This window comes from Nocardia sp. NPDC004604 (assembly GCF_040609795.1).
Taxonomy (GTDB): Bacteria; Actinomycetota; Actinomycetes; order Mycobacteriales; family Mycobacteriaceae; genus Nocardia.
This window is the reverse complement of sequence record NZ_JBEXLC010000007.1, coordinates 84,425-96,263: the sequence shown is the minus strand read 5'-3', so window position 1 is coordinate 96,263 and position 11,839 is coordinate 84,425. Positions and strand designations below refer to the sequence as shown.

General features: G+C 66.5%; 13 protein-coding genes. 8 read left to right on the top strand and 5 right to left on the bottom strand.

The genetic code is table 11. The annotated features are described in order from the left end of the window. Positions 1-20 precede the first annotated feature (20 nt). Together tsaA and ABZW16_RS05350 are read right to left on the bottom strand one after the other, a co-directional pair. Complete coding sequence (tsaA, locus tag ABZW16_RS05355) at positions 21-431, bottom strand: tRNA (N6-threonylcarbamoyladenosine(37)-N6)-methyltransferase TrmO (RefSeq protein ID WP_354952442.1); 411 nt, start codon at positions 429-431, stop codon at positions 21-23. Positions 432-634: 203 nt separating this feature from the next. Beyond that, positions 635-976 (bottom strand): VOC family protein, encoded by a 342-nt coding sequence (locus tag ABZW16_RS05350; RefSeq protein WP_354952440.1) that lies wholly within the window; start codon positions 974-976, stop codon positions 635-637. An 87-nt stretch (positions 977-1,063) separates the two neighbouring features. On the opposite strand from ABZW16_RS05350, the gene ABZW16_RS05345 reads away from it, so the two are divergent. The 4 genes from ABZW16_RS05345 to ABZW16_RS05330 all read left to right on the top strand — a co-directional run bounded on the left by ABZW16_RS05345 (position 1,064) and on the right by ABZW16_RS05330 (position 3,854). Beyond that, the gene (locus ABZW16_RS05345) at positions 1,064-1,912 is read left to right on the top strand and encodes a sigma-70 family RNA polymerase sigma factor (RefSeq protein WP_354952438.1); all 849 of its coding nucleotides are present in this window, start codon (positions 1,064-1,066) and stop codon (positions 1,910-1,912) included. Positions 1,913-2,002: 90 nt separating this feature from the next. Further along, positions 2,003-2,464 (top strand): DoxX family protein, encoded by a 462-nt coding sequence (locus tag ABZW16_RS05340; RefSeq protein WP_354952436.1) that lies wholly within the window; start codon positions 2,003-2,005, stop codon positions 2,462-2,464. Between the two features lie 153 nt (positions 2,465-2,617). Continuing rightward, positions 2,618-3,067 carry a hypothetical protein gene (locus ABZW16_RS05335; protein ID WP_354952435.1) on the top strand — a complete coding sequence of 150 codons (450 nt, stop codon included), beginning with the start codon at positions 2,618-2,620 and terminating at the stop codon, positions 3,065-3,067. Between the two features lie 43 nt (positions 3,068-3,110). Then, positions 3,111-3,854, top strand: a complete 744-nt coding sequence (locus ABZW16_RS05330; RefSeq protein WP_354952433.1) for a DUF4191 domain-containing protein — start codon at positions 3,111-3,113, stop codon at positions 3,852-3,854. A gap of 50 nt (positions 3,855-3,904) precedes the next feature. Here ABZW16_RS05330 and ABZW16_RS05325 read toward each other — a convergent pair whose 3' ends face one another. Continuing rightward, entirely contained in the window at positions 3,905-4,285 is a 381-nt protein-coding gene (locus ABZW16_RS05325) for a YrdB family protein (RefSeq protein WP_354952431.1), read from the bottom strand. 84 nt (positions 4,286-4,369) lie between these two features. Next, positions 4,370-4,900: an RDD family protein gene (locus ABZW16_RS05320; RefSeq protein WP_354952429.1), complete on the bottom strand. Its 531-nt coding sequence runs from the start codon at positions 4,898-4,900 to the stop codon at positions 4,370-4,372. 254 nt (positions 4,901-5,154) lie between these two features. On the opposite strand from ABZW16_RS05320, the gene glnA reads away from it, so the two are divergent. After that, positions 5,155-6,591, top strand: a complete 1,437-nt coding sequence (gene glnA / locus ABZW16_RS05315; protein WP_354952427.1) for a type I glutamate--ammonia ligase — start codon at positions 5,155-5,157, stop codon at positions 6,589-6,591. A 436-nt stretch (positions 6,592-7,027) separates the two neighbouring features. On the opposite strand, the gene ABZW16_RS05310 is transcribed toward glnA, so the two are convergent. Beyond that, positions 7,028-9,832 (bottom strand): LuxR C-terminal-related transcriptional regulator, encoded by a 2,805-nt coding sequence (locus tag ABZW16_RS05310; protein WP_354952425.1) that lies wholly within the window; start codon positions 9,830-9,832, stop codon positions 7,028-7,030. Between the two features lie 163 nt (positions 9,833-9,995). Between ABZW16_RS05310 and ABZW16_RS05305 the strand changes: the two genes are divergently transcribed. From ABZW16_RS05305 to ABZW16_RS05295, 3 genes are all read left to right on the top strand, one after another. Beyond that, positions 9,996-10,352 carry a VOC family protein gene (locus ABZW16_RS05305; protein ID WP_354952423.1) on the top strand — a complete coding sequence of 119 codons (357 nt, stop codon included), beginning with the start codon at positions 9,996-9,998 and terminating at the stop codon, positions 10,350-10,352. A gap of 62 nt (positions 10,353-10,414) precedes the next feature. Next, the gene (locus ABZW16_RS05300) at positions 10,415-10,873 is read left to right on the top strand and encodes a DUF1801 domain-containing protein (RefSeq protein WP_354952421.1); all 459 of its coding nucleotides are present in this window, start codon (positions 10,415-10,417) and stop codon (positions 10,871-10,873) included. A gap of 569 nt (positions 10,874-11,442) precedes the next feature. Further along, on the top strand, positions 11,443-11,724 hold the full coding sequence (locus tag ABZW16_RS05295) for a hypothetical protein (RefSeq protein ID WP_354952419.1): 282 nt from the start codon (positions 11,443-11,445) through the stop codon (positions 11,722-11,724). The last annotated feature ends 115 nt before the right edge of the window (positions 11,725-11,839 follow it).

Below are 11,839 nucleotides of genomic sequence, written 5' to 3'. Positions count from 1 at the left end.
CCCGGAACCGGGGGTATCACTCATCGCTCCTCGACCGAACCGAGGACCGGCTTCAGGTCCAGTACCGGGGTGCCGTCGATCGCTTCCAGACCGTGCACGGTGAGGATGTGCCCATTGCTGTCGGCGATCGTGACCCGATGCAGTCCAATGGGATTCGGCCGATCGGGTGAGCGCGTCGCGAAAACTCCGGTCTCCGGACGTGCGCGGTCCCCGCGCGGATGCACCGCGAGCACCGCCCGATCCGCCTGATGCAGCCAGGTCAGCACAATGACCTCATCGCCGGGACCCAGGTCCTTCGCCGCCGCCGCCACCTCCGAATCCAACACAATATCCGCTGGCGGAGCTCCTTCGTCACCTTGCCGAGGCGCATCCGCCCGACTACTCAACGGCGAGCGCACCCACCCAATAGGCCGCACCTGATACGAACTCATACCTGCCCCTCCGCTCTGCGCGTCGACACATGACTTCCTCCGCCTACGCGTCCACCCTGTCCTTCTTACCCCCTGCGGCGGCAGCAGTTCCCCGCCCGCCAAGCCGAACTGTCCTGGACGGCCGATCACCATGCGCTCACGTAGGTCCGCTCTCGACGTTTGCCGTCCTGAGCGCATGGTGATCAGTGGTCCAACTCCGGGGATTACGGCTGGAGCAGGCCGATGACGTTGTTGTCGGCGTCGGTGAGGGTGGCGATCAGTTTGCCGCCGCCGACGTCGTGGGGCTCGTCCTGCACGGTGGCGCCCGCCTCGATCATGGCGGCGATCTGCTTGGTGATGTCCTCGACGTGCCAGTAGCCGACCGGGCCGGCCATTCCCTTCTTCGCGCCGTTCGGGTCGAGGCCGATGTCCTGACCCGCCACGCGGTAGCCGACGTAGTACGGGGTGTCCGCGATCGGCTCCGAGCCGAACAGAGCTCCGTACACGCTCTTCGCCTTGACCAGGTCGGTCACGGGGTAGACGATGGTCTGCAGTCCAGCGGTCATGATTCGCTCCTCGTTCGCGGTGATTGTCGTTCCGGTTCTGGCTTCCGGTTCATGTACATGACCAGCCCCATCGGGAGAATGTGACAAATGGACGAGAATTTCCTTGCCGGGCGCTTCGAGGAGCACCGCACGCATCTGCTCGCGGTCGCGTATCGCATCCTCGGTTCCGGCAGCGAGGCCGATGACGCCGTCCAAGAGGCCTGGCTGCGACTCAGTCGCTCCGACAGTGACGAGATCGAGAATCTGGGTGGTTGGCTGACCACCGTGGTCGCGCGGGTCTGCCTGAATATGCTGCAGTCGCGCAAGACGCGGCGTGAGGAACCGCTCGACGATGTCGAACTGCTGCCGACGGCCGACGGTCCGGAACAAGAAGCCGTACTGGGCGATTCGATCGGGCTGGCATTGCTCGTCGTACTCGATACCCTCGCACCGCCGGAGCGGCTGTCGTTCGTACTGCACGATATGTTCGCCGTGCCGTTCGATGAAATCGCCCCGATCGTCGGCAAAACCCCGGCAGCCGCACGGCAATTGGCCAGCCGGGCGCGGCGGCGGGTACAGGGGGTCGGGGCCGCCGCCGACCGCGATCGCCAGCGCGAGGTCGTCGACGCATTCCTCGCCGCATCGCGCGGTGGTGAATTCGAGGCATTGCTGACCCTGCTCGATCCGGATGTGGTGCTGCGCGTCGATGCCGCGGCGTTGGCCACCGGAGCCGCCGCGGCGCACGGTGCGAACGCCGTCGCGCAGACGTTCTCCGGCCGGGCGAGGGGAGCGCAGCTCGCGCTCATCGACGGACGCGCTGGCATGGTCTGGGCCGTCGGCGGCTCCCCGCGCGTGGTCTTCGATTTCACGGTCTCCGAGGGCCGCATCGTCGCCATCGATCTGCTCGCCGACCCCGAGACCTTGGAGCTCATGGAACTCGAGCTGCAGGCGGGCTGAGCCTCGCCTGTCACATCTCGATCGCCGCGCCGGTCAGGGGTGTGACGGCGCGCGCCGAGCGCGCCGAGGGCACGAGGCAGGAGAGCCACGATGAGCAACACCCGATCGATCGCATATTGGGTCAGCACCGGATTATTGATTTCCGTACTGGCCACGGGCGGCGTCGCCGACCTGACTCACCGCGGCGGCACCGCGGCGGGCATGACGGAATTGGGTTATCCGACCTATGTCATGACCATCCTCGGATTCTGGAAAGTGCTCGGCGCCATGGCCATTGCCGCACCGCGTTTTCCACTGGTGAAGGAATGGGCCTATGCCGGGGCGTTTTTCGATCTGACCGGTGGACTCGCGTCGCATATCGGACACCATTCAGCCGTGAATCATCTGGTCTACACCGGCTTTTTCGCGATATGCGTGGTGGCGTCGTGGGCCTTGCGGCCCGCGAGCCGCAAACTCGGTGTTCCGGTTTTCCGCGGGCTCGGCCGTGCTCCGGAATCGGCAGCGCGCCAGCACCGGACGATGCCATCGGGATCGGTCGGCGCCGCCGCGTGACCCGCGGCCGTGAGTGGCCCGTCGTTCGAGGAAACGGCGGGCTATTCGCGTTTGCTATCACCGGTGCGAAGGTTGTGTTGAGCCAACAAGATTCGGCTGGTGTCACAGGTGGTGCGGCGTAAGATCGGGCCGGTGCGCGTCCCCGGGGGAAGTATGAGTGAGCCGGTGACCACGGATTGGGACAGATTCGTGCGGGCACTGGCGCAATGTCTATCCGAACTACCATCTCGGGCAACGTTGATCATCGCCGCGCCCGGCAATAAATACGTCCAATTCGTGCAATACGACATCAAGCTGTCCGTCGAACTGGCGGGCAATTCCTACCTCACCCGGCCCATCTCGCCGACCGCTGAGCACACCCTGCGCGATCTCGGCTGGCGCGAACCGGTCACGCGGCGCGGGATCGACAATTGGACCCGCACCCTGCTGTGGCCCCTTTCCATGGACACCCTGGTCGGACTCGCCCGCTCGGTCGCCATCGGCCTGCGCGACGCGCTCGGTGTCGGCACCCCGGTGGAACTGCGCGCCATGGGCTGGACCGAGACCTCGGGTGATCTGGATCTCACCGCACTGGGGCCGATCGCGCACCGCGGCGTGCACTGACGCGGTGCGGAGACCCGCCCGACGTGGCACTATCCTGTGAAGCATGGCAGTAGGCAAGGGCGGCACGCCGTCGAAGGAAGCGAAGACCGCGGCTAAGGCGGCGCGCAAGCAGCAGTCGAAAGAACGCCGCCAGCAGCTCTGGCAGGCCTTCCAGATGCAGCGCAAGGAAGACAAGCTGCTGCTGCCTTTGATGATCGGCGCCGTTGTCGGCATCACGGCCGTTTTCCTGGTGATCGGCCTGTTCTTCGGCCTGCAGTGGTTCCTGCTGCCGCTCGGTCTGCTGCTCGGCGTGCTGGTCGCGTTCATCATCTTCGGGCGTCGGGTGCAGCGCAACGTCTACGCGAAGGCCGAGGGCCAGGCGGGCGCGGCGGCGTGGGTGCTGGAGAATCTGCAGGGCAAGTGGCGGGTCAGCAATGGCGTCGCCGCGACCACCCAGCTGGACGCCGTGCACCGGGTGATCGGCCTGCCGGGCGTCATCCTGATCGGCGAGGGTGCCCCGCAGCGGCTGAAATCGCTACTGGCCCAGGAGAAGAAGCGCACCGCCCGGCTCATCGGCGACACCCCGATCTACGACATCATCATCGGCAACGACGAGGGCCAGATCCCGCTCAAGGAGCTGCAGAAGCACCTCACCAAGCTGCCCCGCAATATCGACGCCAAGCGCATTGACCTCATCGAGGGCCGCCTCACCGCGCTGAGCTCGCGCAGCGGACCCGCACTGCCCAAGGGCCCGATGCCCGCGGGCGCCAAGATGCGCGGTGTGCAGCGCAGCATCCGTCGGCGCTGATTCGATTCGAAAGGCCCGCATCCCCCGAGTTGGGATGCGGGCCTTTTCTGTCAGGCCGCCGGGGCGGTGGTGAGCAGCCAGGTGATCCTGTCGTATGCGAGTACGTGGTAGATCACCAGCACCGCGGTGCAGATCAGCGCCCACTGGGGCAATCCGGCGATCCACAGCGCGGCCGCGCCGCCGAACAGGACGATCAGTTCGACCACCAGCCGCACCGGCCCCGGCACCGCAACCGGCGCCGCACCGCTGCGGCTCGGATCGCCGGGAACGGCGAAGGTTCCCCACAGCGTGGCGGCGGCGACCGGCAGCACCACGACCAGGATGAAGCGCCATGGTGAGTCGAACGCCCGCCATCCGCAGACTCCGAACGAGGAAATGGCGGTGAGTTCGAGCACTAGGCGCAGCGCCAGCATGGCCGGATTCAGAGACACCGCCGGAGCCTAACGGGCAGTGCCCCAGCCGTCGTCCCTATGAAAGTCGGGTCTTTTTACTGTCGGCAGGTTCGTGCTGGTGGGCTATCGCGAGCGGACGACGGCGGTACCGGTCGCGCGGTCGTGCATACCGCGGCCGTCGGCGTCGGTGAACAAGGCCGGGACCACGAAGACCAGCAGCACCTGCCGGGCCAGCGCGCGCACGAAACCGACGGCCACCGGCGCATCGACGCGGATCACCCGCAGGCGCAGGAAGTACTGACCGGGGGTGAAGCCGAACAACGACACCGCGACGACACCGATCACGAACCAAACCAGCAGGTTGGGCGTGGTGAGCGCGCTCACGATCACTTCGAAGTTGGTGGGGCGCGGTTTCCCGGCGGGGATATCCATCCCGGCGATGATCTTGTCCGGATTCGGCCGGATGATGATCGCGGTAATGCCGAGCGCGATGAACCAGTCCACCACCAGCGCGGCAATGCGCCGCAACATACCTACGAGCGAACCCGCGCCCGAGCGCGGCAGGCCGAGGTTCTGGCCGGGGAACTCGGGGGTTGCCGGATCGCCAGAGTCCGCCGAAGGGCCGGAGAGCCAGGATCCGCTGATGCGTGCCATGAACCCCAGAATAGGCCCCTACGACCGGTCGTAGGACACCGCACTAAATCGGAGCTGACCTCGGTGAGCAGCGCCGATGATGGCCGGGCTACCATGCTGTCCGAGCCCGGTTGGCTTTCACTACCCGTCCAGCCGCACGTGTAACACTGGCGAAACACAGCCTTGACTACTGGGAAACACCGCGTCCATACCGTCGGGACGCGACGAACCCATGCAATCGACACTGGCTGGGAACCGATCCGTAAGGAGAACAAGTGACGTTCAGCACGGCCGACGAGGTCATCAAGTACATCGAAGAAGAGGATGTCGAATACGTCGACATTCGCTTCAGCGATCTTCCGGGTGTCCAGCAGCACTTCTCGATCCCCGCGAAGGCCTTCACCGCTGACCTCGCTGAGGAAGGGCTAGCGTTCGACGGCTCCTCCGTCCGTGGCTTCCAGTCCATCGACGAGTCGGACATGCTGCTGCTCCCCGACTTCAGCACCGCGCGTCTGGACCCGTTCCGCGCTGCCAAGACGCTGAACCTCAACTTCTTCGTGCACGACCCGTTCACCCGCGAGGCCTACAGCCGCGACCCGCGTAACATCGCGCGCAAGGCGGAGGAGTACCTGAAGAGCACCGGCATCGCCGACACCGCCTACTTCGGTGCCGAGGCCGAGTTCTACATCTTCGACTCCATCCGTTACGACTCGGGCATGAACGGCGCCTTCTACGAGATCGAGTCGATCTCCGGCTCCTGGAACACCGGTAAAGAGTTCAACCCGGACGGCACCCGCAACCGCGGCTACAAGGTCCGCAACAAGGGCGGTTACTTCCCGGTCGCCCCGTACGACCACTACGTCGACCTGCGCGACAAGATCTCGACCAACCTGCAGAACGCGGGCTTCGAGCTCGAGCGCGGCCACCACGAGGTCGGCACCGCCGGTCAGGCCGAGATCAACTACCGCTTCAACACCCTGTTGCACGCCGCCGACGACCTGCAGCTGTTCAAGTACATCGTCAAGAACACCGCGTGGGCCGAGGGCAAGACCGTCACCTTCATGCCGAAGCCGCTCTTCGGTGACAACGGCTCGGGCATGCACGTGCACCAGTCGCTGTGGAAGGACGGCAAGCCGCTGTTCCACGACGAGGCCGGTTACGCGGGCCTGTCGGATCTGGCGCGCCACTACATCGGCGGCATCCTGCACCACGCGCCGTCGCTGCTGGCGTTCACCAACCCGACCGTGAACTCCTACCACCGCCTGGTCCCGGGCTACGAGGCCCCGATCAACCTGGTGTACTCGCAGCGCAACCGCTCCGCCGCGGTCCGCATCCCGGTCACCGGCAACAACCCGAAGGCCAAGCGCATCGAGTTCCGCGCGCCCGACTCCTCGGGTAACCCGTACCTGGCCTTCGCCGCCATGATGATGGCTGGTCTGGACGGCATCAAGAAGAAGATCGAGCCGAAGGCCCCGGTCGACAAGGACCTCTACGAGCTCCCGCCGGAGGAGGCCAAGGGTATTCCGCAGGCCCCCACCAGCCTGGCCTCGGTCATCGACCGCCTCGAGCAGGACCACGACTACCTGACCGAAGGCAACGTCTTCACCTCGGACCTCATCGAGACCTGGATCAGCCTGAAGCGCGAAAACGAAATCGCGCCCGTGAACCTGCGTCCGCACCCGTACGAGTTCGAGCTGTACTTCGACGTGTAAGTCGGTAGGTCGCTGCGCAGGCTTCGCTCCTGCGTTGTAAGACAGGAGCCCCATCCGTTTCGACGGGTGGGGCTCCGTCATTTCTCGTGCGCACCAGCATGACCCGCGCACTGGCTGTGGTGGGTATTCGCGCGCCACACCGGTTCGATCGCAAGGCAATTCGGAACCGGGATGTACGAGGGGGTAGATGAGCGAAGTCTCGGTAGATCCGGAGAAGCTTCGGACACACGCTACGAATGTGGCGAAGCTCGGCCAGGTGGCCTCGATCTTTACTCGTCTCGACGGGTGTTCGTCAGTGCTGATCGCCGGGGCTGTACGTCGATGGCCAACCGGGTGAGCCCTCTCATCGAAGCGCAGCAGTGCCGCAAACCGCGCGGAAGGCGAGCGAGAGCTGTTGCGGCGCAAAGCGTCTGCTGTGTACGGGGGCACGCAACCGCTAGCGCATCGGCGGGGTGAGGCCGAGGCTCGTCAGGGCGGCTGGAGCAGAGTTGTCACCCATCAGACTCAGGGTTCGGGCTCGCTGGTAAGGGCAGTGGGCCGTCTCGAAGGCAATTGCGATGGCGGGTAGGCGTTCGGGGGCATGGTCGAGCAGAGCCGTGGCTCGGTCGACCATGGCGGTGGCGATCGGGTTGCCGGACACTGTGGTTCGAGCGGTTGTGACGTAGTCGCGGGCGTTCGGATGAGCGGCGAGGACGGCTGCTTCGGCACGCAGTGCGAGGTACCAGTGGCGCCAGATCCAGATGATCTGCTCGTCCATCTCGTCGGGGTCGGCTGACAGGCTTGCCAGGGCACGGTCGGGTTGTCCGTGGTGGAGCAGGACGATGGCTTCGAATACGGCACTGTATGCGGCCTTCTGGTCGGGCGCCACACCGAGATTGTCGACGATGGCCAGCCATTCGGCTCTCGCGTCGCCGTCGCCGCGCAGGCCGTGGATCAGAGCCACCGCGGCCGCCGCCGTGGCGAGGTTGGGTGCGTGCAGGCGACCGGAGAGCTCCCACGCGTCGATGAATCGCCTACTGTCGGTGAGCACGTTGTCGGCATTGCCCGCGAGCGCGTCCGCCACCAGCCGCCGCGAGGTGGCGAAGTCACCCCGTTCGGCCAGCAATGGCAGGTCGCGGAGCTGCTCGGCCCAACGGTGGGCCCCATCCAGGTCACCCACGCCGATACAGGTATCGGACGCCTCCGCGAGTGCGTTGACCCGTTCGAGCGCGCTGGCCGGTGTCACCGGAACCGCGGCGAGCAGCTCGACTCGCCGCTGGGTCGTCGCCGCGGTGGCGAAGGTATCACCCGCCCAGCACTGGGCCGCGGCAAGCGCGTCGAGGGCCGCGCTCTCGGCCAGCGGATCGCCGGTCCGGTAGGCCAGGTCTACCGCCCGCTCGGCGCGCGTAATCGGCTCGGGTACAGGCGATTCCGATGCGCTCGGCGCAGAATCGGCAGTGTGGGGGAGTACTCCGCACTCGGCCAGGGCGACTGCGGCCAGGGCGGCCGGGTCGTCGTCGGTCAACTCGCGCGCATCGGACAGCAGTGCCGCGGCCGCATTCGACGGCGGCGGCTCGGAGAAGGTTTCGGACATCCGATAGACGGTGATCGCGGCCGTGGCCAGGTCGCGGGCGGCCCCGGCGGTGTCCCCGGCGTTGCGTGCGGTGTCCGCGGCACCCCGGTAGAGGCGGTACATGTCTGCACCGCGCATCCGGCATCCGGCGACCTCGGCGGCGTGCCGTAGTGCGGATACCGCGTCGATCGGGTCCTCGGCGAGCGCTGCCGCCTGCTCGTACCGCTGCTGGGACTCGCCGACCAGATTTCGGGTAAAGGTCAGTTGAGCCAGGGACAAGGCCAGATCGTATGCGTCGGCACGAAGTTCGGATTGTTCGGCCGCCCAGGCCAGGGCTGCCCGGATGTCGTCGGCGGCCGCGTCGAATCGGGTGCGCCAGTCGGTGGCGGGCGGCAGGTCCCCGGTCAGCGCCGCGGCGGTCTTCGAGCACCAATGCAGATGGCGTGCAAGCACTTCGGGCAGCTCACCGGTCTCGAGGAGTTGTTCCGTCTCATACTGGCGGATCGTCTCCAGTGCCCGGTAGCGGGTGCCGCCCGCGGACGGCGCGGCGGTGAGCAGGCTCTGCTCGGCGAGCCGGGCCAGACCGTCCGCGACCGAGTTCGGTTCCAGCGGCGGATATCCGGCCACCTCGGCGGCGTCGGCGAAGGTAAACGGTGCGACGAAGACCGAGACACGTCGGAGCACGCACCGGTCCGAGTTGGTCAGCAGGGCCTGGCTCCAGTCGAGCATGGCCCGTACGGACCGATGTCGGTCGTCGGCACGGCGTCCACCGACCAGGAGGCGCAGCGGATCGGCGAGACTGGCGGTCAGACCGTCGAGACCGAGGGTGGGCAGCCTGGCGGCCGCGAGCTCGATCGGCAGCGCCAGACCGTCGAGCCGCTGGCAGACCTCGGTGACCTGATCCAATTGTTCCGGTTCGACGGGCCAGCCCAGGGCGGCGGCTCGGTCCAGGAACAACGCAATGGCATCCGCGGTGGCTGCATCGTCGCCGAGAGATAGTGGTGGTACCGCGTAGACCTGCTCGAAGGGCACCATGAGCCGGGCGCGGCTGGTGGCCAGTACGGTCACGCGCGGGCAGTGCGCGAGAAGGCGCTCGATGAACGGTGCCGCGCCCTCGCGCAGGTGCTCGCAGTTGTCGAGGACGAGCAGGGTGTGGCGGTCGGCGAGGGCGGTCAGCACCGAATCGTCGAGGCTGCGGCCCTGCTGTTCGCCGAGGCCGAGCGCACGGGCCACCGCGGATCCGGTCATCGCCGGATCGGTCACCGGTACGAGGTCGACGAACCATGCACCGTCGGCGAATTCACCGGCAAGATCTGCGGCAACGGCCAAGGCCAGCCGCGTTTTGCCGACACCGCCGGGGCCGAGTGCGGTCACGTGGCGCTGTACCGCGACGGCCTGACGCAATTCGGCCCGCTCCCGGGCCCGGCCGACGAACGACGTCAATGGTGCGGGCAGGACGGCCACCACCTCGCTCTGCTCGGCCCGGGTGAGCTCGGCCGCGCGCTGGGCGAGCGCCCGCCGGTCGGGGACGCCGACCTTGCGCAGCAGCGAGGACACATGGGTCTCCACGGTGCGCACCGAGATGTACAGCTGCGCGCCAATCTCGGCATTGCTGCGATGTTGCCCGATCAGAGTCAGGACTTCGGCCTCGCGGCCGGAGATCCCGGCAGCCACTTTCTGCGTTGACACGTCTCCATTCTCACGCACCGGTCCCGTAGCTCGTGCGGGCGTCGACCCGTGCTCACTCAGTGGTGCTTTCCGTGTTCAGCACGGATGTCGCGCCGCCGAGCACTGCCTACCGTAATTCTCATCGCCGCAAGACGATCCGGACCACATCGCAGAAGGAGTACTCATGACCGCCGCCTCGGCCGGGGGAATCAAGACCGTCCTGCATCCCGTCTCCGACCTGACGACGGCCAAGGAGGTCTACACCGCCCTGATCGGTGCACCGCCGCAGATCGACGGAACCTATTACGTCGGTTTCGACGTCGCGGGCCAGCACATCGGGCTGGTACCGGGCGGTGGACCGCAGCGCATGACCGCACCGGTGGCGTACTGGCACGTGCCCGATATCGAGGCGAAGCTGGCCGAGGTCACGGCCGCGGGCGCCACTGTGCGCGAGCCCGTGCGCGATGTCGGTGAAGGTCGCCTGGTCGCCACCGTCACCGATCCCGACGGCAATGTCCTGGGGCTGCTGCAGGACCGGTGAGCGCCCACCGACGTTTTCAACCGAACCGACATCACGATCGACACCACAACGGAGGAACCGCAATGACCACAACCCGCACCACGAAGCGCAAGTCCACGGTGGGATTTTCGGAAGAAGAGCGCGCCGCGATGAAGGAGCACGCTCAGGAGCTCAAGACGGCCGCACGCCGCGGCGCGCGCGCAGCCAAGGCGGACGGCGAGTCCGATGTGCTCGCGAAGATCGCCGAAATGGCGGATTCGGATCGCGTCATGGCCGAGCGAATCCACGCCATCGTCAAGGCCAACGCGCCCGAGCTCAGCCCGAAGCTCTGGTACGGCATGCCCTCCTACGCCAGGGACGGCAAGGTCGTCTGCTTCTTCCAGACGGCGGAGAAGTTCAAGGCGCGGTACGCCACCCTCGGCTTCAACGACTCGGCGAGCCTCGACGACGGCGCCATGTGGCCCACGGCCTTCGCTCTCACCGAATTGACCGCCGCCGATGAGACGCGGATCGGGGAGCTCGTCAAGAAAGCGGCGAGCTGAGAACTACGGCCTGCCACCGCGTCTGGTGGCAGGCCGTATGTATGGCTGGGATACTTCTGCGGTGGATGGTGCAGTGCCACGTGGCGAAACACGATGCACGACCGGGCGAGCGCGGTGGACTTGGCCCGCCTCGCCGAGATCCGTCGACAATGCCCCCGGCGGTGTTCGGCACCTAATCCTCGAAGTCGTCGCCTACGCAGCCAAGGAAGCCGAGTGCAACAACGGAGGGCGATGCGTAATCTCCCTGCACGCCGATATCGCTGTGGGACGACGGGCGAGGCACCGACACCCGCATCGACCATCAGGGCCAGTACGTCAAGAAGTCGTTCATCTCAATCGCCGTCGGCACGGAGCCTGGACTCAGCGCGACGAGCACGGAATCCCTGTCACCGAGCTGCTCCCCTCACATCGAACGGCACGACCGGGACGACCATCCACGCCGACCGCAAGCTGCCCGCGGTGGATGGGGCGGCAGCGGTTGACGTCGCCGTGGCAGCGCCTATCCGTCGACATCGACTATGCACGCTGAGGAGCACTGGATTGGAGTTCGAAGCGCGGGTCTATTTCACATGACCTGGCCTGAAGACGAGTACCTGCGAAACCTGCGGGAAGCGCGGGGCGACTATGCCTGGTTGATGCGGCGGTATGGCGGGCGCACGTGGCAGGAGGCTGATGCGGAGGCGCGGGAGGCGTATCCGTATGAGTCGAGTGATCGGCCGTTTCGTGGCATCGAATTCCATGAAGACGCTTGGCATTGGGCGATGTTGGCGATTCACGGCGCCATGTACTGGCGCGAGCATCCGGAGCTATTGGAGCCGTCTGTCGAGTATCTGAGGTGCCGAGGGGAGTAGCGGAAGTCTCGGTGGACGGTATGTGGGTCTCGGTGAGTGGGGTAGTAGCGGCGGGATCGGTGGGAAAGTCAGCAGGAGGCGGGTAAGCGGCTCTACTGTCCCGCGCCATGAAGAA